This is a genomic window from Streptomyces sp. NPDC030296 (assembly GCF_055572815.1).
Map to the genome: position 1 here is coordinate 726,722 of NZ_JBVICQ010000003.1, position 20,367 is coordinate 747,088.

The 20,367-nt window shown below is 73.1% G+C and carries 18 protein-coding genes; 8 read left to right on the forward strand and 10 right to left on the reverse strand.

Going from position 1 to position 20,367, the window contains the following annotated elements:
• Nucleotides 1-89 precede the first annotated feature (89 nt).
• Together lon and ACZ4Z3_RS11310 are read left to right on the forward strand one after the other, a co-directional pair.
• Nucleotides 90-2,492, forward strand: coding sequence for an endopeptidase La (gene lon, locus ACZ4Z3_RS11305; protein ID WP_468500712.1), 2,403 nt, complete (start codon nucleotides 90-92; stop codon nucleotides 2,490-2,492).
• Between the two features lie 286 nt (nucleotides 2,493-2,778).
• Nucleotides 2,779-3,273 (forward strand): MarR family winged helix-turn-helix transcriptional regulator, encoded by a 495-nt coding sequence (locus tag ACZ4Z3_RS11310; protein WP_468500713.1) that lies wholly within the window; start codon nucleotides 2,779-2,781, stop codon nucleotides 3,271-3,273.
• A gap of 90 nt (nucleotides 3,274-3,363) precedes the next feature.
• Here ACZ4Z3_RS11310 and ACZ4Z3_RS11315 read toward each other — a convergent pair whose 3' ends face one another.
• Nucleotides 3,364-4,149 carry a protein phosphatase 2C domain-containing protein gene (locus tag ACZ4Z3_RS11315; protein ID WP_468500714.1) on the reverse strand — a complete coding sequence of 262 codons (786 nt, stop codon included), beginning with the start codon at nucleotides 4,147-4,149 and terminating at the stop codon, nucleotides 3,364-3,366.
• Nucleotides 4,150-4,519: 370 nt separating this feature from the next.
• Here ACZ4Z3_RS11315 and ACZ4Z3_RS11320 point away from each other — a divergent pair, with 370 nt between their 5' ends.
• From ACZ4Z3_RS11320 to ACZ4Z3_RS11340, 5 genes are all read left to right on the forward strand, one after another.
• Nucleotides 4,520-7,453, forward strand: coding sequence for a sensor histidine kinase (locus tag ACZ4Z3_RS11320; RefSeq protein ID WP_468500715.1), 2,934 nt, complete (start codon nucleotides 4,520-4,522; stop codon nucleotides 7,451-7,453).
• A complete protein-coding gene (locus tag ACZ4Z3_RS11325; RefSeq protein WP_468500716.1) occupies nucleotides 7,450-7,962 on the forward strand; it encodes a roadblock/LC7 domain-containing protein in 513 nt (170 codons plus the stop codon). Before ACZ4Z3_RS11320 ends, ACZ4Z3_RS11325 begins: the two co-directional genes overlap by 4 nt.
• On the forward strand, nucleotides 7,959-8,459 hold the full coding sequence (locus ACZ4Z3_RS11330) for a DUF742 domain-containing protein (RefSeq protein ID WP_468500717.1): 501 nt from the start codon (nucleotides 7,959-7,961) through the stop codon (nucleotides 8,457-8,459). The genes ACZ4Z3_RS11325 and ACZ4Z3_RS11330 overlap by 4 nt, the downstream gene beginning before the upstream one ends.
• A gap of 115 nt (nucleotides 8,460-8,574) precedes the next feature.
• Nucleotides 8,575-9,198, forward strand: coding sequence for a GTP-binding protein (locus tag ACZ4Z3_RS11335; protein WP_468500841.1), 624 nt, complete (start codon nucleotides 8,575-8,577; stop codon nucleotides 9,196-9,198).
• 48 nt (nucleotides 9,199-9,246) lie between these two features.
• Entirely contained in the window at nucleotides 9,247-10,485 is a 1,239-nt protein-coding gene (locus ACZ4Z3_RS11340; protein ID WP_468500718.1) for a styrene monooxygenase/indole monooxygenase family protein, read from the forward strand.
• Between the two features lie 87 nt (nucleotides 10,486-10,572).
• Here ACZ4Z3_RS11340 and ACZ4Z3_RS11345 read toward each other — a convergent pair whose 3' ends face one another.
• The 4 genes from ACZ4Z3_RS11345 to ACZ4Z3_RS11360 all read right to left on the reverse strand — a co-directional run bounded on the left by ACZ4Z3_RS11345 (nucleotide 10,573) and on the right by ACZ4Z3_RS11360 (nucleotide 14,185).
• On the reverse strand, nucleotides 10,573-11,811 hold the full coding sequence (locus ACZ4Z3_RS11345) for a C40 family peptidase (protein ID WP_468500719.1): 1,239 nt from the start codon (nucleotides 11,809-11,811) through the stop codon (nucleotides 10,573-10,575).
• A gap of 102 nt (nucleotides 11,812-11,913) precedes the next feature.
• Nucleotides 11,914-12,219: a hypothetical protein gene (locus ACZ4Z3_RS11350; protein ID WP_468500720.1), complete on the reverse strand. Its 306-nt coding sequence runs from the start codon at nucleotides 12,217-12,219 to the stop codon at nucleotides 11,914-11,916.
• Nucleotides 12,220-12,243: 24 nt separating this feature from the next.
• On the reverse strand, nucleotides 12,244-12,969 hold the full coding sequence (locus ACZ4Z3_RS11355; RefSeq protein ID WP_468500721.1) for a TetR/AcrR family transcriptional regulator: 726 nt from the start codon (nucleotides 12,967-12,969) through the stop codon (nucleotides 12,244-12,246).
• A gap of 277 nt (nucleotides 12,970-13,246) precedes the next feature.
• Nucleotides 13,247-14,185 carry an AurF N-oxygenase family protein gene (locus tag ACZ4Z3_RS11360; protein WP_468500722.1) on the reverse strand — a complete coding sequence of 313 codons (939 nt, stop codon included), beginning with the start codon at nucleotides 14,183-14,185 and terminating at the stop codon, nucleotides 13,247-13,249.
• 264 nt (nucleotides 14,186-14,449) lie between these two features.
• Between ACZ4Z3_RS11360 and ACZ4Z3_RS11365 the strand changes: the two genes are divergently transcribed.
• Entirely contained in the window at nucleotides 14,450-15,124 is a 675-nt protein-coding gene (locus ACZ4Z3_RS11365; RefSeq protein WP_468500723.1) for a hypothetical protein, read from the forward strand.
• Between the two features lie 24 nt (nucleotides 15,125-15,148).
• On the opposite strand, the gene ACZ4Z3_RS11370 is transcribed toward ACZ4Z3_RS11365, so the two are convergent.
• The 5 genes from ACZ4Z3_RS11370 to ACZ4Z3_RS11390 all read right to left on the reverse strand — a co-directional run bounded on the left by ACZ4Z3_RS11370 (nucleotide 15,149) and on the right by ACZ4Z3_RS11390 (nucleotide 20,356).
• Complete coding sequence (locus ACZ4Z3_RS11370) at nucleotides 15,149-15,658, reverse strand: DUF3291 domain-containing protein (RefSeq protein ID WP_468500724.1); 510 nt, start codon at nucleotides 15,656-15,658, stop codon at nucleotides 15,149-15,151.
• A 71-nt stretch (nucleotides 15,659-15,729) separates the two neighbouring features.
• Nucleotides 15,730-17,193 (reverse strand): penicillin-binding transpeptidase domain-containing protein, encoded by a 1,464-nt coding sequence (locus ACZ4Z3_RS11375; RefSeq protein WP_468500725.1) that lies wholly within the window; start codon nucleotides 17,191-17,193, stop codon nucleotides 15,730-15,732.
• Complete coding sequence (locus ACZ4Z3_RS11380; protein ID WP_468500726.1) at nucleotides 17,190-18,575, reverse strand: FtsW/RodA/SpoVE family cell cycle protein; 1,386 nt, start codon at nucleotides 18,573-18,575, stop codon at nucleotides 17,190-17,192. The genes ACZ4Z3_RS11375 and ACZ4Z3_RS11380 overlap by 4 nt, the downstream gene beginning before the upstream one ends.
• Nucleotides 18,576-18,623: 48 nt before the next feature.
• Nucleotides 18,624-18,980: an SH3 domain-containing protein gene (locus ACZ4Z3_RS11385; protein WP_468500727.1), complete on the reverse strand. Its 357-nt coding sequence runs from the start codon at nucleotides 18,978-18,980 to the stop codon at nucleotides 18,624-18,626.
• A gap of 113 nt (nucleotides 18,981-19,093) precedes the next feature.
• Nucleotides 19,094-20,356 carry an ATP-binding protein gene (locus ACZ4Z3_RS11390; RefSeq protein WP_468500728.1) on the reverse strand — a complete coding sequence of 421 codons (1,263 nt, stop codon included), beginning with the start codon at nucleotides 20,354-20,356 and terminating at the stop codon, nucleotides 19,094-19,096.
• Nucleotides 20,357-20,367: the final 11 nt, after the last annotated feature.

Sequence of the window (20,367 nt, forward strand, 5' to 3'; positions counted from 1 at the left end):
CACAGCGAACGGCCCGGGCCCCGGGGAACATTCACGGGCTCACGTGCATTGAGTCGGCAGAGCTCAACTTGAATGCCGAGGGAGAGATCATGGCTTCGATGTCCGCACCGCTCACCCTGCCCGTACTGCCGCTCGACGACGAGGTCGTGCTGCCCGGCATGGTGGTGCCGCTGGACCTCAATGACACGGATGTACGGGCCGCGGTGGAGGCCGCGCAGGCGGCGGCGCGGGCGGAACGCGGCAAGCCGAGGGTGCTGCTGGTGCCGCGGATCGACGGCGCGTACGCGGCCACCGGTGTGCTCGGCACCGTCGAGCAGGTGGGCCGGCTCGCCGACGGTGACCCGGGCGCGCTCATCCGGGGACGCGGCCGCGTGAAGATCGGGGCCGGGACCACAGGGCCCGGGGCCGCACTGTGGGTCGAGGGGACCCGGGTCGAGGAGAGCGTGCCGGAGCCGCTGCCCGGCCATGTCGCCGAACTGGTCACCGAGTACAAGGCCCTGGCCAGCAGTTGGCTGCGCAAGCGCGGCGCCTGGCAGGTCGTGGACCGGGTGCAGGCGATCGACGACGTCTCCGCGCTGGCCGACAACTCCGGCTACTCGCCGTTCCTGACGACCGAGCAGAAGGTGCTGCTGCTGGAGACGGCCGACCCGGTCGCCCGGTTGAAGCTCGCCACCCAGCAGCTCCGTGACCACCTCGCCGAGCAGGATGTCGCCGAGACCATCGCCAAGGACGTCCAGGAGGGCGTCGACAAGCAGCAGCGGGAGTTCCTGCTGCGGCGTCAGCTCGAAGCCGTCCGCAAGGAACTGCGCGAGCTGAACGGCGAGAAGGAGGGCGAGGAGTCCGACGACTACCGCGCCCGGGTCGAGGCCGCCGACCTGCCCGAGAAGGTCCGGGAGGCCGCGCTCAAGGAGGTCGACAAGCTGGAGCGCTCCAGCGACCAGTCCCCCGAGGGCGGCTGGATCCGCACCTGGCTCGACACCGTGCTCGAACTGCCGTGGAACGAGCGGACCGAGGACGCCTACGACATCCAGGGCGCCAAGAGTGTCCTGGACGCCGAGCACGCGGGCCTGGAGGACGTGAAGGAGCGCATCACCGAGTACCTCGCCGTGCGCAAGCGGCGCTCCGACCGCGGGCTCGGTGTCGTCGGCGGCCGGCGCGGCGGTGCCGTGCTCGCCCTCGTCGGGCCGCCCGGCGTCGGCAAGACCAGCCTCGGCGAGTCCGTGGCGCACGCCATGGGGCGCAAGTTCGTCCGCGTCGCCCTCGGCGGCGTACGGGACGAGGCGGAGATCCGCGGCCACCGGCGCACCTACGTGGGCGCGCTGCCCGGCCGTATCGTCCGCGCCATCAAGGAGGCGGGGTCGATGAACCCCGTCGTCCTGCTCGACGAGATCGACAAGGTCGGCTCCGACTTCCGGGGCGACCCCGCCGCCGCGCTGCTCGAAGTCCTCGACCCCGCCCAGAACCACACCTTCCGGGACCACTACCTGGAGGTGGAGCTGGACCTCAGCGACGTCGTCTTCCTCGCCACGGCGAACGTCCTGGAAGCCATCCCCGACGCGCTGCTCGACCGTATGGAGCTCGTCCGGCTGGACGGCTACACGGAGGACGAGAAGGTCGTCATCGCCCGCGACCACCTGGTGCCGCGGCAGCTGGAGCGGGCCGGCCTCGACGCCGACGAGGTCACCCTCGACGAGAGCGCGCTGCGCAAGCTCGCCGGCGAGTACACCCGCGAGGCCGGGGTGCGGAACCTGGAGCGGTCGGTCGCCCGGCTGCTGCGCAAGGTGGCCGCCCAGCACGAACTGGGCGAGCGGGAGCTGCCGTTCACCGTCACCGACGCCGACCTGCGCGCACTCATCGGGCGCCCGCACCACGTGCCCGAGTCCGCCCAGGACCCGGCGGAGCGGCGCACGGCCGTCCCCGGTGTGGCCACGGGGCTCGCGGTCACCGGCGCCGGCGGCGACGTCCTCTACGTCGAGGCGTCGCTGGCCGACCCGGAGACGGGCGCCGCGGGGCTGACACTCACCGGGCAGCTCGGTGACGTGATGAAGGAGTCCGCGCAGATCGCGCTCTCCTTCCTGCGCTCGCACGGCGCCGAACTGGAACTGCCCGTCGCCGATCTGAAGGACCGGGGCGTGCACATCCACTTCCCGGCGGGCGCGGTGCCCAAGGACGGACCGAGCGCCGGTGTCACCATGACGACGGCCCTGGCCTCGCTGCTGTCCGGCCGGCTGGTCCGCACGGACGTGGCGATGACCGGTGAGGTCTCGCTCACCGGTCGGGTCCTGCCCATCGGCGGCGTCAAGCAGAAGCTGCTCGCCGCGCACCGGGCAGGGGTCACCACGGTGATCATCCCCAAGCGCAACGAGCCCGACCTGGACGACGTCCCCGCCGAGGTCCTCGACAAGCTGGAGGTCCACGCCGTCACCGACGTCCGCCAGGTGCTGGAACTGGCCCTCGCGCCCGCGGAGGTGGCGGTCCCGGCGGCCGCCTGACGACCGCACGACGGTACGGCCGCCCCGCACACGGGCGGCCCCGCGAAGCTCCGGCGGTGACGTGACGGAGATCCGCCGGACGAGGGAAGGCCCGGGTCCCGTGAGGGAGGCCCGGGCCTCTCCCTTGGGCGCCCCAGCACGGGCGCCGCCGGTCACACGCGCGTTCCCGGCGGTCCGCGCCACCCCTCACCTGCGGAATACTTACGGCGCCGCCCGCGACGGCGGTCCGCGGCGGAGACTTTCGGCAACTCTTCGGCGACGCGGAACCGGGATCAGGAGCGCTGACGTGCAGGACGAGGGCGGAAACGGCGGCCGGGGCGACATCGGGCCCGGGACGCCGACCGGCGGCATGGACCAGGCGTTCCTCGCGCTGGAGCGGGAACTGACGGTCCTGCTGCGGCGCGCCCGCGCCAAGTCCGGCGAGATGGCCCGGGCGGTCCACCCGGACCTGGAGTCCGCCGCGTACGGCCTCCTCGCCCGGCTCGACGAGACGGGACGGCTGCGCGCCACGGAACTCGCCGCGTACATCGGCGTCGGCAAGGCCACGATGTCCCGTCAGCTGCGCGCCCTGGAACACCTCGGCCTCATCGCCCGCGAACCCGACCCGGCCGACGGCCGCGCCTGGCTCGTCCACCTCACGGACGAGGGGCGGGCCCGGTTCCGCGCGGTGCGCGACGCCCGGCGGGTGGCGTACGTACGCCAACTGGCCGACTGGGACCGCGACGAGGTGGCCCAACTCGCGCGCCTGCTGCACCAGCTGAACCGGGGCGCCGACGGCTGACCGTTCGCCGAGGCCCGATCCGGCCCGCCGTTCGTCGAGGCCCGATCCGGCCCGCCGTTCGTCGAGGCCCGATCCGGCCCGCCGTGCGCCTCACAGCTCCGCGTACACCACGCTCGCGTCGTCGTGGGTCTTCGCCCGGCCGAGGAAGCGGCGTTCGGTGTCGGCGTCCTCCAGGTCCCGTACCCGCTCCACCAGGGCGGCCGCGCCCTCCTTGCGTACGTACGTGAAGCAGTCCTCCCAGCCGCCCTCGCGGAACATGTCCACCCAACGGGTCGCCCCGTCGCTCAAGGCGGCCACGGCCCGGATCCGTTCGCGCGGGACGACCCCCGTCACCGCCCGCGCCGCCACGGCCGGGTCGGCCGCCGCCGTCCAGAAGCCGCCCTCCTTGTTGCGGACCGTCGAGTCGGCGATCGCGGCGGTGGCGAGGGAGGCCCGCGGGAGCCGGGACAGACGGTCGTCCAGCACCGTCGTCACGAGCCCGTCCGGCCCCTCGAACAGCAGCGCGGAGTCGGAGAGGACCAGGTACTCCAGCGTCTCCTCCGACCACCGCGCCAGAACCACTGTGGCCTGCGGGGTTCTTGGGTGAGAAAGGTCACAGGTTTGGGCGTGCGCCCCGGCGGTACGAGAGATGGCCTGCGCAAGGACGGCGGTCAGGGGCGAATCCCGTTCCGAAAGGGACAGTTCGGTCAGCGCGCCGCCGAGGCGGGAGGTGAACCATGCGACCGAATGTCGACAGCCGTAGTCGGCGGGCGGTGGTGTCACGCCGTCGAGGAGGACCACGGCACCGCCCTGTCCCCCGGCGGGAAGCGCGACCGACGCGAAGTCCTCGTTGGGGCGGGAGGGATGGCCGGGCTCGGAGACGAGTTCCGTACGCATTCGGCCAGTCTGCACGAGCCCTCCACGAGATCCGCGAAAGGCCGACAATGGTCGCCGTACGACCCGGACCCTCCAGCCCGGGCGCCGGGTTTGGCATGGAATGATCGTGAGTGGGGAAGCGCGGCGGCGAATACTGCCAAAGCGCGTCGCCGACGTCCAACCGGCCGACCGGGCGGGCCATCGGCACGAGCCGGGGGAACTTGCCCGCCAACTCCCCGGCGATGTTCACTCCTTCGGGTGGCGGGACCGATGATGCGGGACCACCACCCACCGGCACTGGGAGGGTCGGGAGCCGTACCGGGGGGACGCTCACAAGTTGACGGAACGTCACCCGGGCCCATGGGTACACGAGTCAGGAATGCGAGCACCGGTGCAGAAGACGCGGCCTCGGCGCGCAGGCAAGAAGGCAGCTTCGAAGGCCTCCGCGGCCTCCCCGAACCAGCAGGGGACGGCGCAGCAGGCCCCCACCGTCGGCACCGGGCGCAAGGCGCACGTACGCAACCGGCTCATCATCGCCGTGGCCGTCGTGGCCGCCGCCATCGCGGCCGCGGGATCGCCCTCGGTGCTCGCCGCCTCGGAGCAACTGCACGACACCCAGTCCCTGGTCACGCTCGCCGAGCAGACCCAGGAGACGCTCACCCTCGCCCACGCGCTGGCCGACGAGCGTGACGAGGTCACCGCGTACATCGCCGCAGGACGGCCCAAGTCGGCCGCCCCCGACGAGCAGCGCGCCGACCGTGTCGACCGCCAGGTCGCGGAGCTGAGCGCCGACACCGACACCTCCGCCGCGCTGCGCCAGGACATCCGATCCATCGCCGCCGTACGCAAAGCGGCGCTCTCCGGCAAGAGCACCGCTCTGGAAGCGCACCAGGCGTACACCGCCGTCGTCACCGAACTCCACGCGCTCGCCGAGGAACTCGCCCAGCAGCTGCCGCCCCGCGCGGGCGGCGGCGCGTACGCCCTCGCCGAACTCGACACCGCCGTCCAGCAGGCCGCAGCCGCCCGCGGACTGCTCGTCGCCGCGCTCAGCGTCCCGAGCACCACGCGGACCGTCATCGACCCGGTCACCGGACTGCCCACCACCACGACCGGCTCCTCCGCCGCCGACGACAAGCAGCGCGACGCCCTCGGCGCCGCCGCCCAGCAGGCCCGCGTCCGCTCCGACGCCGCCCTCGCCCACTTCCGCGAGACCGCTCCCGCCACCGCCCGCTCCTCGTACGACGCCACGGTCACCGGCCCCGAGGCCGACACCGCCGACAAGTACCTCACGCGCCTCACCGACCAGCCCACGCTCTCCGACGACGAGAAGACCACCAGCGCCACCAAGGTCGACGCCGCGCTCTCCGCCCGCGTCGACCTGATGCGCGGCGCCGAGTCCTCCCTCTACGACCGGCGCACCAAGGACCTCGCCCAGCTGCGCGACGACGACGTCACCGCGCTGGAGATCCGGGTCGCCCTCCTCGGCGCGCTGATGCTCCTCGCCGTCGGTGTCGCCACCGGCATGGCCCGCTCGCTCACCCGCCCGCTCGCGGTGCTGCGCATCGGGTCCGCCCGCGTCGCCGGCGACCCCCTCGCCGAGGAACCCGTCAAGTTCACCGGCCGCAACGACGAGTTCGCCCAGGTCGTGCGCTCCGTCAACGCGCTCCACGCACACGCCCTCGCCCTGCACGAGCGGCTCGCGCCCCTGGAGGGCGACCGCAAGCACCTCATCGGCCAGCGTCAGACCATGGCCGACGAACGCGACCGGCTGCGCGCCGAACTCGCCGAGGCGGGCGCCCACCTGGGCAGGATCCAGCACAGCATCAACGGCACGTTCGTCAACCTCGCGCTGCGCACCCTCGGCCTCGTCGAACGGCAGCTCGCCGTCATCGAGTCCCTGGAGGAGCGCGAGCAGGACCCCGACCGGCTCGCCACCCTCTTCAAGCTCGACCACTTCGCGACCGTCATGCGCCGCCACAGCGAGAACCTTCTCGTCCTCGCCGGCCACGAGCACATCCAGCACCACGCCGGAGCCGTCCCGCTGGTCGACGTCGTGCGCGCAGCGGTCAGCGAGATCGAGCGCTACGAGCGGGTCCGTATCGCCGCGCTGCCGCCGAGCGCGCACATCGCCGGGTTCGCCGCCGACGACCTCAGCCACCTCCTCGCCGAACTCCTCGAGAACGGCACGACGTTCTCGCCGCCGGAGATGAGCGTCGAGGTCTCCGGCCGGCTGGCGGAGAACGGCGAGGTCACCGTCTCCGTCCAGGACGGCGGCATCGGCATCCCCGCCGACCGGCTCGCGAAGCTCAACGCCCGCCTCACCGACTTCGACCCCGACGCCCCCTACGACCAGGAGGACGGCGAGGACCTCGGCCTCGGCCTCTACGTGGTGGCCCGCCTCGCCCACCGGCTCGGCACCCGCGTCCGGCTCCAGGAGCAGACGGCGGGCGGCACCGCCGCGGTCGTCGTCCTGCCCACGACGCTGCTGGCCACGACACCGGCCCCGCCCGCCGCCGGGCCGACGCCCACCGCGGGGCCCGTGCTGTCGCTGCCCGGCATCGCCGCCGAGACCAACGACGGCGCCCTGCCGACCCGTTCCGTCGCCGTCCGCGAGCCCGAGGGCGACGGCGACCCGCTGATCGAGGCCGCCGAACGGGCGCTGCTCGCCCGGGACACCGCCCACACCGCCGGACGCGCGGGGATCGCGACCGGCACGGCGGACGACGAGGACACCACACCCGCCACGGACGGGGACACGACCACAGAAACGGACACGGACACGGCCGTCCGCGCGGGGAACGCGGACACGGCCACGGACACGGCCCTCCGCGCGGGGAACGCGGACACGGCCGGGGACGACGAGGACGACGACGTACGGGAGGACCCGCCGGGGGCCCCGACGGAGTCCGTCTCCGAGACCACCATGGAGCTGTTCGCTCCCGTGGTCCCGGAGCAAGGCTCCGACGAGGACACCGACGACCCGTACACCATCGGCCCCGACACCCACGAGCGCGCCGCCGACGAGGGGGACGCGGCGCGCACGCCGGCGAAGGCACCGCGCCTGACCGACAAGGGCCTGCCCAAGCGCACGCCCCGGATCACCGCGCCCGTGCCCACCACCCCCAAGCCGCGCGCGGGGGGCGTGAACGCCGAGGAGCTCAGGCGGCGGCTCGGCGGGTTCCACCAGGGGGCCAGGGAGGGACGCCGTGACGTCGAGGCGGAGATCGCCGAGCAGTCGGGCGAGACACGGGCACCCGAGCCACAGGAGTACCGGACAGAGGCAGTTGACACCACGGGGGGCACTTCCGAGGAGGCAAGCAGTTGACCGCGCCCAGTACCTTCGGCTTGAGCAGTGAAGCCCGCAACCTGCACTGGCTGCTGACCAACCTCGTCGAGGAGGTGCCGGGGCTGCTGTCGGTCGCGGTGGTCTCCTCCGACGGTCTGCTGCTGCTCTCCTCCGACCCGGGCCGCATCGCCGAGGCCCGCGAGGCCCAGGGCGGACGGCCCCAGGGCCCCCGGGGCTCCGCCGCCGACCTCGCCACCATCGTCTCCGGCATCGGCAGCCTCACCATCGGCGCCGCCAAGCTGATGGAGTTCGGCGGGGTCAAGCAGACGATGGTCGCGATGGACGAGGGCAGCCTCTTCGTGATGTCGATCAGCGACGGCTCACTGCTCGGCGTCCACGGCTCCCCGGACTGCGACATGAGCGTGGTCGCGTACCACATGGCCCTCTTCGTCGGCCGCGCCGGACACGTCCTCACGCCCGAACTCCGCAGCGAACTGCGCAAGTCCCTGGAGGCCGAGGAGATCGAGGCGGCCGGGAGCAGGCGATGAGCGGCGCCAAGAAGACGAGGGCGCGCGCTCCCAAGCCGGGCTCGGCGAGGAAGCCGGGCCCGCAGCGGAGCCCCCACAAAAGGCTCCCGGTGCGCGGCGGGGACCGCAAACCCGCCCGCGTACGCCCCTACTCCCTGACGGGCGGCCGCACCCGCTTCGGTCATGTGCTCCTCGTCGAGACCTTCGTCGCCGTGCTCGAGGCCCCGGCCGACGGGCCGGAGCCGGACGGGCCCACCGCCCACGCGCCCGGCAGCGGCGGAGGTTCGATCACCGGCAAGGTGATGCCCGAGGTGCGGGCCATCGTCGAACTCTGCCGCCGTATGCGGACGGTGGCGGAGATCGCCGCGCTGCTCAAGATGCCGCTCGGCGTGGTCCGCGTCCTCCTCAGCGATCTCGCGGACCAGGGAAAGATCCGTGTGTACGGAACAGGTCACGGCCCGGGACAGCCGGACCGCGCTCTGCTGGAAAGGGTGCTGAGTGGACTCCGCAGTCTCTGACGCCGCCTCGCCTGGCGTCACCCCCGACGCCTCGCCCGGCGTCACCCCGGGCGTCACCGTCGACGCCCACCGGCCCGGCGGCTTCGCCCTGGCCGCCTCCCGCGGTCTCGACCGCCTGGCCGGGGCGCCCGCGCCCCGGTACGAGCCGGAGCCCGAGGAGGACCTGAAACCCTGGCAGGCCGACCTGTCCCGCGCCCCCATCGCCACCAAGATCGTGGTGGCGGGCGGCTTCGGCGTGGGCAAGACCACCCTCGTCGGCGCGGTCTCCGAGATCACCCCGTTGCGCACCGAGGCCCTGATGACCGAGGCCAGCGCCGCCACGGACGACCTCTCCGCGACCCCGGAGAAGATCACCACCACCGTGGCCATGGACTACGGGCGCATCACCCTCGACGACGACCTCGTCCTCTACCTGTTCGGCACGCCCGGCCAGGAGCGGTTCTGGTTCATGTGGGACGACCTGGTGCGCGGCGCGATCGGCGCCATCGTCCTCGCCGACACCCGCCGTCTCACCGACTGCTTCCCCGCGCTCGACTACTTCGAGAGCTGCGGCCTGCCGTACATCGTCGCCGTCAACGAGTTCGACGACAGTGACCGCTACGAGCCGGAGGACGTACGGGACGCGCTGACCGTGCCCGCCCATGTACCTGTCATGATCATGGACGCGCGGGACCGGGCCTCGGTGCTGGAGACCCTGCTCGCGCTCTGCGGCCACGCGATATCCGTCAGCCCCGAGTAGCCCCGGCGGGGGGCGCGGGGCACACAGAGGCGTAGGAGACCAGTCCGGATGCGGAAGATACTCGTCGTCGGAGCCGGCCAGTCCGGGCTCCAGCTCGCCCTCGGCCTCCAGTCGCACGGGTACGAGGTCACGCTGATGTCCAACCGCACGCCGGACGAGATCCGGTACGGGCGGGTCATGTCGACGCAGTGCATGTTCCACACCGCCCTCCAGCACGAACGGGACCTCGGGCTGAACTTCTGGGAGTCCCAGGCGCCGAGGATGACGGGCATCGGCGTCTCCGTCTCCGGCCCCGGAGCCGAGCGCCTCGTCGACTGGGTCGGGCGGCTCGACGGGTACGCCCAGTCCGTCGACCAGCGGGTGAAGATGGCCGGCTGGCTGGACACGTTCGCCCAGCGGGGCGGCCAACTGGTCGTCCACGGCGCGGCCGTCTCCGACCTCGACTACTTCGCCCGGGTCTACGACCTGGTCCTGGTCGCCGCGGGCAAGGGCGAGCTGGTCTCCATGTTCGCCCGCGACGCCGCCCGTTCGCCGTTCACCCGGCCGCAGCGTTCCCTCGCGGCGGCGTACGTCCACGGCCTGGAGCCCCGCCCCGAGCACCCCGACCACGAGGTGGCCCGCTGCACTCTGGTGCCCGGCGTCGGTGAACTCTTCGTCACCTCCACGCTGACCACGTCCGGACGGGCGGACCTGCTCTTCTGGGAGGGGGTGCCCGGCGGCCCGGCGGACGTCTTCCAGGGCGTCACCGACCCGGCCGAGCACCTGGCCCTGACCCTGGACCTGATGGAGCGGTACGTCCCGTGGGAGCACGCGCGGACCGGCCGGGTCGAACTCACCGACGCGGGCGGGGTGCTGGCCGGCCGGTACACCCCCGTCGTGCGGCAGCCGGTCGCCCATCTGCCGGGCGGCGGACTGGCCTTCGGAGTGGCCGACGTGGTCGTGACCAACGACCCGCTCACCGGGCAGGGCGCCAACACGGCGGCCAAGTGCGCGGCGGCGTATCTGCGGGCCATCCTGGACCACGGGGACGGGGAGTACGACGAGGCGTGGATGCGGCGCACGTTCGAACGGTTCTGGGCGCAGACGGCGGGCCCGGCGACGAAGTGGACGAACGCGATGCTCGGGGAGCCGCCGGAGCACGTGCTGACCCTCATCGGCGCGGCCGGCGTCCTGCCCCGCGTGGCCGACCGCTACGCGAACGGCTTCGACGACCCGGCGGACTTCGAGAACTACTTCTTCGAGGCGGAGAAGACCGAGGCGTACCTGTCGGAGGTCGCGGGCGGCTGAGCGCCGCGGGAGCGAGGGGCCCCGGCCACCGCGCCGGAGACGCCCGCCGGCCTCCCCTCACGCGACATCACCGTCCCCCCTCCTCCCTCACCACGCGTTGTAGCCCGTGTCCGGGCCCTTCTTCGCCGTCCTCGGGAGTTTCGGAAGGGCGAACCGTTTCAGGGGTTTGGCCTTGGGGTCGGGGCGTACGGCGCCCAGGAGGGGGTTGGCGGCGATCGGGGAGACCTTGATGGCGGTGCCGGGGCGGGGGGCCTGCACGACCAGGCCCTTGCCCAGGTAGAGGGCGACATGGGTGGCCTTCGGGTAGTACAGGACCAGGTCACCGGGGCGCAGCTTGGTCAGGGGGATGCGCGGGAGGCGGGCCCACTGGGCCTGGCTGGTACGGGGGATGCGGCGCCCGGCGTGCGACCAGGCGCGGGAGGTCAGCCCCGAGCAGTCGTACGCCTTCGGGCCCTCGGCGCCCCACTTGTACGGCTTGCCGATCTGGGCGACCGCGTAGCGCAGCGCCTTCGCCCCGGTGCGGGTCGGCGGCCGTACGGAGCTCAGCGCGCCGGAGGCGACGAGCTTGCGCTGGGCCTCGGCCGTCATGTCCCGGTCCAGCCGTTCGACCCCGGCGAGCTGCTCGGCGGTGAGGGAGGCGAGGAGCCGCTCGACCTCCCCGAGACGGCTGCGTACGGCGTCGCGTTCCTTCTGGCGGCGCTCGGTGAGGGTGAGCCGGCGGTCGAGGGCGGCGCGGGCCCGGCGGGCGAGCGCGTCCGTCGTCCGCTCGGTGCCGGTCATCCGTTCCACGGTCTGCGCGCGCTCCTGGGCGACCTGGCCGATCACATGGCCCTGCTCCAGCGCGCGGTGCGGGTCGCGGGCGAGGAGCAGCCGCACGTACGGGGAGAGGTCGGTGGTGCTGTTCTGGTACTGCTGGCGGGCCAGCCGTCCCGCGGCGCCCCGGCTGTCGTGCAGGGAGAGCCTGGCCGCGCTGAGCCGCCGGTCGAGCCGCGCCACCTCCGCCCGCTGCTTGCGCAGCTCCTCCTCGGTGGCGTTGTACGCCTCCGTGGCCTCCTCCGCCTCCTGGAACAGCCGCCGCAGGTCGGCGAGGAGCCCGGCCACCGAGCGGGCGTCGCCGGCGGCGGTCCCGTCGACGGTGGCCCCGGCGGTGTCGCCGCCGGCGGGGGGCGCGGCGATGTCGCTGTCGGACGCGGGTCCGGCCGAGTCGCCCGGCGGCGGTGGCAGCGGGGCCGCCGCGGCCTGGACGGGTGCCGTCGTGAGGAGTGTGCCGGCCGCGACCGCCGTGGCCGTCGCCGTACGGACCAGGCGCAGGACCTTACCTGACACGTCATCACCTCCGGTGCGCGGATGGGCCGTCCATCTCGCACCGGCAGGATGGGAGGAGCGACGGGCGGGCGCGCGCCGGGTGGGCCGTCCGGCCCGCGGAGGTCACTCGTCGGGGGACGGCGGCCGCTCGGGCGGCGTGGCGGATTGCCGTCGCGGCCCCGACCACGGCCACTTCGGGCCCCGGCCCGGATCCGCGTCCGGCGCGTACTCGTACCTCCACAGCTGCTGCATGAACCCGCCCCGCCCGGCGTCCACCCTGCGGTACACGAGCACCGTGTCGGGGCCGCCCGCGGCATCGGGCACGGGGACCCGGTACGTCTTCGGCGGGTGCCCGGTGAGGCCCAGCAGCACCGGCAGGACGCGCCCGTCCAGGGGGCCGCCGACGAAAGGGGTGTTCTGTGTCTTCACCCGACCAGTGTCACAGGACCGGTGTCACAGCAGGTGGGCGGCGTCGCCGACCACGGGCAGGACACGGCGGGCCAGGGCGCCGACGGCACCGTCCGCGGCCTCCATCGCGAGGGCGCCGCGCACGGCCGCCGCGGTCTGCGGGTCCCGGCCGGCGGTGACGGTGACACAGGCGACGAACTGCTCCACGAGCCAGTCCCGCAGCTCCGCCACGTCCGGCTGCTTGCCCTCGTCGAGCCAGATCAGGGAGGCGGCCTCCACGGCGGTGATCCACATCCGGACCGTCATCCGCAGCCGGAGGTCGGGCTCAGCGACCCCCAGATGCCGCAGGATGTGCTCCGCCGCGGCCCGCCGCACACCGTCCACGATGGCCGTAGCCCGTGACGTCTCCACGACGCTGCCGCCCTGGAGGAGGGCGCTGAAACCGGCGTCGTGCCCGGCGACGAAGGTCAGATACCGGTCGAGGGCGCGGGACAGCCGGGCGGTCAGGGGGCCCTCGGCGGGCTCGTCGAAGCAGTGCTCCAGCTCCTCGGCGGCCGAGCGGAGGGCGGCCTCGTAGAGCTGCTGCTTGCCGCCGGGGAAGTAGCGGTAGACGAGGGGCCGGGAGACCCCGGCCGCCTCCGCGACGTCGTCGAGGGAGACGTCCTCCGGGGCGTTGTGCGCGAAGAGTTCCAGGGCCGCGTCGAGGAGCTGGCTGCGCCGCTCCTCGACGCTCAGGCGGCGGTACGCGCGGGTGGGGGCCTCGGACGTCATACGGGCAGGGTAGTCGCGTGGGGGGTGCCTCTGGCTGGGGGCCGGGCGCCTGACAGCTCGGGGGTGCGTGTTCGCTGGCGGCTGCGGGTGATGTGTGGTTTCTCGCGCAGTTCCCCGCGCCCCTGAAAAGCGATCGGGGCTGCGCCCCGTGCTTTTCATGAAGGGGCGGGCCGCAGGCCCGTTCCCTCCAGGGGCGCGGGGAACTGCGCGACAAGCCCCCACTCACCCGCACCCGCCAAAACCACCCGTACCCCCGAGCCATGAGGCGCCCTACCGCCTACCCCAGCAATCCCGAGGACCGCCACATCCGCCGCCCCACCCCCCGCAGCACCCCGATGTCGTCCAGGAAGTCCGTCAGCCGCCGCGCCCCCGTCTGCATGATGTCCCGCCGGTGCGCGCTCGCGCGGACCTGCGCGAGCGCCTCGCGCTGGTCGAGGCCGACGTTCGTGTAGACGTCGGGATTGATGAACGCCACGGAGAAGACCCGGGCGAACTCACCGGAGGTGACCCGCGTGAAGCTGCGGGACAGCCGGGGCGCCGTCACCATCTGCCGACGCAGCTCCTCGCGGGCGTACCGCACGTGCCGGGCCTCCTCGACCACATGGATCCGGGTCACCCCGCGGACGAGCGGTTGGACCCGCTCGTCCGGGAACGTCAGCCGCTGCATCCAGTCGAGGATCTCCTCCCCGAGGAGGGTCGCCGTGAAGGACCCGGGGGTCGTGGAGATCGTCTTGAAGACCCGCCCCAGGTTCTGGTGCGTCCGGCTCACCGGGTAGTACGGGGTGTCCCCCTTGCTGATCAGCCGGGCGAACATCTTCGAGTGCCGGCACTCGTCCTCGATCTCGGTGAGCGCGTAGCGCACATGCGCGCTGGTCGCCGCCTTGTCGTAGATGTGCCGTACGAGCAGCTGCATGAGGATGATCTCGAACCAGATGCCGAGCGAGGCCAGCGCGGCCGCCTCGTGCTGGGACAGGGCGATCCGCTGCTCCTCCGACATCCGCCGCCACATCGGCGTCCCGTACAGCGACACCAGCTCGGGCGGCCAGAACCACTTCCCCGGCTCGAAGGGCGCGTCCCAGTCCAGCTCCTTGTCCGGGTCGAAGGAGTGCTTCGCCGAGGAGGCGAGCAGGCGCTCGGCCACCTGCTCACGGTCCTTGAGCAGGCCGAGGGCGTCCCGCAGCACCTCCGCCTCGGACACCGAGGTCACCGTCGTCATGGCTGTTCCCACCTCGTCGTACGGGGGTTTTCGGTCAGTTACCGGCGGTCACCGCTTATGAGACTACTTGTCAGCAAGGGCGTCAATCCCCTGCGCAGGACTTGTTGACGACACGTCTACCGGTGGGGTCCGCGGGGCGTCGGCGGACCGGTCGGGCGCGTACGGCGGCGGCGGGGCGAACACGGCGGGAACTGTCGGTGAAGAAGCGCTCGGCAAGGCGCCTGGACCTCCTGCGCGGGCCGGCGGGTGGGTAGCGTGCCCAGGGTGTCCATGCCTCCGCCGCCCCCGCCGTCCCCGCCCGCACGCGAGAGCCGGATCGGGCTCGTCCTCGGGATCGTGGGCGGGGCCGTCGCCCTGCTGGCGGCGGGCGTGACCGCGTTCGTGGTCCTCGGGGGTGACTCCCACGCCGCCTATCCGGCGGCCGAGTACCGGCTGACGCTGCCGCCGGAGCTGCTCGACGGCGAGTACGCGCGGGAGGAGGACTTCTCCGATACCACCGCCGGTTCCTTCGCCCGGGAGAGCGAGCGCACCCTGGGCGGCCGTGACCTCCGGGCGGCCGTCGCCACGTACACACCGGTGAACCGCGGCGGGCAGCTGTCGATCTCGGGCCTGTACGGCCGCTTCAAGGACCCGGACCGGGCGCGCGACACGATGCTGGAGCGTGCCGCCGGGGCCGAGGGCACCGAGCTGGCCGTGCGGCCCCGTGACTTCCGTCCCTCCGGTTCCGACACCACCGTGACCTGTCAGCTTCTCGCCAGGAAGGACCTGGGAGCGCGGACGGTGTATCCGCAGTGCGCCTGGAACGACGGCAACACCGGAGTGATGGTCCTGGTGGTCGACCCCGCGGTGACCAGCGAGGACCCGGACGACGTGGACCTGGAGGCGAGCGTCGAGCTGACCCTCCGGGTGCGGGACGAGATGCGTCGGCCGATCCGCTGACCCCCGCCTCCGGCCGAGGCATCGTCAGCCGACGGTGACCCCGGGCTCCGGTGCGGCGGCCGGCCCCCCGAGCGGCTCCGCTGGGCCCGCCGGGAACGTCGTCCGCAGGGTGAAGGCGTACGGCGTCGGGCCGTGCGCCCTGAGGTGCAGGAGCCGTTCCTCCGCCTCGGCGACGGAGGGGCGGTGACCGGCCGGCACCCACCACAGGGCGGTGACGGCCTCCGCCAGCCGCTCGAACCACTCCCTGCGGCGGGACAGCATCTCCCGGTGCTGCCCCTGGTACATGAACGTGGTCAGGGCGTCGATGTCCTGCCACATGGTCAGGTTGATGATCAGCCACTCGTCCCCGAGGACCGGGACGTCCGTGGCGTTTCCGGAGTCGCTCTGGAGGCGCCAGACGAATCCGGGGGCGGCGTCCGCCGCCGCGTTCACGGGGTCCAGCGCGTCGACGAAGTCCTTCAACGGGGGCGAATCGAGGGGGGCTCTCAGACGGGCGATGTTCACCTGGGCGAGTTCGTACGTCACGGCGGTCATGGACCGAACGATAGGTCGGGCGACTCGGGGGAGACACCCGTTGTCTCAGCGGGCGGACAACCCATGCCCACTCATCCCGCCCTCTTCAGCACCGCCCTCATCACGTCCCGTGCGATCGGGGCCGCGTCCCCGCCGCCGCTGATCTCGCCCCGTACCGCGTCCGCGTCCTCGACCACCACCGCCACGGCGACCTCGGGCTCCAGCGCGTCATGGGACTGGGCCCAGCCGATGAACCAGGCGTACGGGGTGCCGGAGTTGCCGAGCCCGTGCTGGGCGGTGCCGGTCTTGCCGCCGACGGCGGCGCCCCGGATACGGGCCTTGCCGCCGGTGCCGTCGGTGACGACGCCGAGCATCAGCTCGCGGAGCCGTCTCGCGGTCGTCGAGGTCATCGCCTGGCGGAAGGTGCGGGTGCCGGCCGCGGAGACGGTGCGGCCGTCGGCCGTGGTGGTGCGCTCGACGAGGTACGGCGATCTGACGGTGCCCCCGTTGGCGACGGCCGCCGTGACCATCGCCATCTGCAGCGGCGTGGCCCGGGTGTCGAACTGGCCGATGGAGGACAGGGCGAGCTGGGCCCGGTCCATGTGGGTGTCGAAGCTGCTCGGCGCCACGGAGAAGGGGATGCGCACCGCCGGGTCGTTGAACCCGAAGGCGCGGGCCGTGTCCCCCATGGTGCCGAGGCCGACGTCCACGCCGAGCTTCGCGAACACCGTGTTGCAGGACCACTCGAAGGCGTAGCGCAGCGAGGCGTTCTCGCAGCCCTCGACCTCGTTCGCGAGGGACGTGGTGGTGCCCGGCAGGGTGTAGGGGGCGGGGGAGCGGGTCGGGGCGTCGACATCCTCGACGACCCCGGCCTCCAGCGCGGCGGCGGCCGTCACCACCTTGAAGGTGGAGCCCGGCGGATAGGTCTGCCGCACCGCCCGGTTGAGCATGGGCTTGCCCTCGTCACCGTTGAGCCGCGCCCAGGCCCGTGCCACCGAGGGGCCGTTCCCGGAGAGCAGCCCGGGGTCGTACGAGGGCCGGGAGACCAGCGTCAGGACGCGCCCGGTGGCCGGTTCGAGGGCCACGACCGCGCCCCGGCGGGCGCCCAGCCCCCGGTAGGCCGCCCGCTGCGCCGCCGCGTCGACGGTGGTGACGACCTCGCCGCCGGCGTTCTGGTCGCGGGTGATGTCGTTCCACAGCGGCAGGAAGGACAGCATCGGGTCGCTGCCGTCGAGGAGGGGGTTCTCGGCGTGCTCCAGCAGCGTCGTGCCGTACACCTGCGAGGCGAAGCCCGTGACCGGCGCGTACAACGGGCCGTCCCGGTAGGTCCGTTCGTAGCGGAGCTGCTCTCCCGTGTCCTTCGAACCGGTGACGGGCCGGCCGCCGACCAGGATGTCCCCGCGCGGCTGGCTCCAACGGGCGATCTCCGGGCGGCGGTTTGCGGGATTGTCGCCGTAGGTGCGGGCCTGGAGGACCTGGACGCGGGTGGCGTTGACGAGGAGGGCGACCAGCAGCAGGGCGCACAGCGCGGCGGCACGGCGGATGTACTTGGTCACGCGTCCCTCCCCGCCGGGGCGTCGTACTGCCGGCGGGCCGAGTCGCTCAGCCGCATCAGCAGGGCCACGATGATCCAGTTGGTGACGACGGAGGAGCCGCCCTGGGCCAGGAAGGGCATCGCCATGCCGGTCAGGGGGATCAGCCCGGTCACGCCGCCCGCGATCACGAAGACCTGGAGGGCGATGATCGAGGCCAGGCCGATGGCGAGCAGCCGCCCGAAGGGGTCGCGCAGGGCGAGACCGGCGCGGTAGCCGCGCTCCACCAGCAGGGCGTAGAGCAGGAAGATCGCCGAGAGCCCGACCAGGCCCAGCTCCTCGCCGGCTGTGGCCAGGATGAAGTCCGACTTGGCGGCGAAGCCGATCAGGATCGACTCGCCGAGGCCGAGCCCGGTACCGAGCAACCCCCCGGCCGCGAACGCGAAGAGCGACTGCGCGAGTTGGTTGGGGCCCTCGCCCGCCTCGATGGACGCGAACGGGTGCAGCCAGTCCTCCACCCGGACATGGACATGCGGTTCCAGCCATCCGACGGCCACCGCGCCCACCCCCGCCAGCAGCAGGCCCACCGCGATCCAGCCGGTACGGCCCGTGGCGACGTACAGCAGGATGACGAACAGGCCGAAGAACAGCAGCGAGGTGCCGAGGTCCCGCTCCAGGACCAGCACCCCGACGCTCAGCAGCCAGATGGTGACGATCGGCCCGAGCACCCGCCCCGTCGGCAGCTGGAGCCGCTTGAACCGCCAGATCTGGCGCCCGGCGTACGCCAGCGCGTTGCGGTTGGCCGCGAGATAGCTGGCGAAGAACAGCGCCAGCAGCACCTTCGCGAACTCGCCTGGCTGGAGGGAGAATCCGGCGATCCGCACCCAGATCCGGGCGCCGTTCACGGGCGGGAAGAGGATCGGCAGCGCCAGCAGTACCAGCGCGCCCACCACCGAGACGTACGCGTACCGCTGAAGCACCCGGTGGTCCCGCAGCAGGGCCATGACCACGATGAACAGCCCGATGCCCAGTGCCGACCAGTTCAGCTGGGCGGGCGCCGCCTGATCGGCCGGGGTCTCCAGGTCCAGCCGGTGGATCAGCACCAGCCCCAGCCCGTTCAGCAGCACCGCGATCGGCAGCAGCAGCGGGTCGGCGTACGGCGCCCGCAGCCGCACCGCCAGATGTGCCAGCAGCGCGAGCACGCCGAGCCCGGCGCCGTAATCGGCGGCGCCGGGCGGGACGGTGCCGTTCTTCGCGAGGCCGACGGCGCAGTAGCCGTACACGGAGAGCAGGACGGCCACGACGACGAGGCTGAACTCGGCGCCTCTGCGCCGGGGGAGGCGAACGGCGGGCGGGGACGGGTCCGCCGGACCCGCCGCCAGGGTCGTTCCGGCCTTGGTGGTCATGCCCGGAACCTACCTAAATGGAATGTCTTGTGCGTCGTGTCGCTCAACTCAGCACCAGCGTGGCGTCTTCCGGGCGTCGATGTAGCGGGCCGAACCCCAGGCCCACGTGCCGTCGGTGAGCAGGTACCAGTAGCGGTTGCCGTCGACGGTCTGGCCCGTGGTCCGGCAGAAGATCTTGACGATCTCGCCGTAGGGCGCGACGCGGATGATCGCGCTGCCGCGGTTGGGCGCGCTGCGCAGGATCAGTCCGGAGCGGGCCGTGACCTGCCCCTTGACGGTCCTCTTGGCGGGGTCGGCGAGGCCCCGTTCGTCGTCGGCGGCTGCGGGCGTGGTGGCCGCGAGCGCCACGAGAGCGCCACCGGCGGCGGCTATGCCGAATCGCATGAGCAGAATCCGCAGGGACATGTGATGCTCCTCCAGAAAGGGGGTGAAGCTGACTAATCGCCACGTTAGGAGGAGGGGGAACCGGGCGCCTTCTGCGTTGGGCCATCGGAGCAGCCCCGCATCCTGAGGAGCTGTCAGCCCTCGCGCACGGGCAGCCGCAACGCGGCTCTCGCGCCCCCGTCGGAGGCGTTCGAGAACTCCAGCTCCGCCCCCAGCACCTCCGCCTGTCCCACGGCGATCGTGAGCCCCAGCCCGTGCCCCTTGGCCGAGCCCTCCGTGCGGAACCGCTGAGGCCCGTCGGTGACGAGGTACTCCGGGAACCCGCCCCCGTGGTCCCGCACGGTGACCACCGGCCCGTCCACGGTGAGCACGACGGGCGGCGCCCCGTGCCGGTGCGCGTTGGCCACCAGGTTGCCCAACACCCGCTCCAGCCGCCGCCGGTCCGTCTCGACACACGTGTCGTCGACGACGCGCACCTCCGTGCCGGCACCGGCGTGCGCGGCCACCCGCTCCGCCAGCACGCCCAACCGGACCTCCTCCAGGTCCAGCCGCTCGCTCCCCGTCTCCAGGCGGGAGATCTCCAGCAGGTCCTCGGTCAGCGTCCGCAACGCGGCGACCCGGTCCCGCACCAGTTCCGTCGGCCGCCCCGGCGGCAGCAGTTCGGCCGCCGCGTGCAGCCCCGTCAGCGGCGTCCGCAGCTCGTGCGCCACGTCCGCCGTGAACCGCTGCTCGCTGAGCAGCTTCCGCTGGAGCGTCGACGCCATCGTGTCGAGCGCCGCGGCCACCGCCGCCACCTCGTCCCGGTACCGCGCCGGATCCGTCGTCCGGGGATCACCGACCCGGGCGTCCAGGTCGCCCGCGCTGATCCGCCGCGCCACCTGGGAGGTCGTGCGCAGCCGCCGGGTGACCCGGGTGACGCCGAGCGCGCCCAGCGTCAGCGTCACCCCGATCGCCAGCGCCGACGAGCCCAGGATGGCCCGGTCGAGCCCTTCGATCGTGGCCGCGCTCTGCGCGTAGTCGAGGCGTACGGCGAGCGCGCGGCCGTCTGCGGGGGTCGCCGCCCACATCGTGGGGTGGCCGTCGACGACGCCGACCATCGTGCCGCGCCGCCCGCTCTCCGCCAGCGCGCGCAGCGACTCCGGCAGCCCCGGCGGATCGACCTCGGCGTCCGGCGGGAGCCGGTTCCCCGCCTCGTAGGCCCGGGTCGCGTTCTCCAGCCGGCCGAGGGCCCGCGAGCGGGCGTCGCTGACCGTCTGGTCGGTCACCGAGACATGCACGAGGGCACCGAGCAGCGCGGCCAGACCGCAGCACATGACGGTGATGAAGGCCAGTGCCTTCCAGGTGAGCGAGGCGGCCCGCCGACGCAGCCCCGGCCGCCTCCCCGGAGCGCGCGTCACGAGCCCTCCGC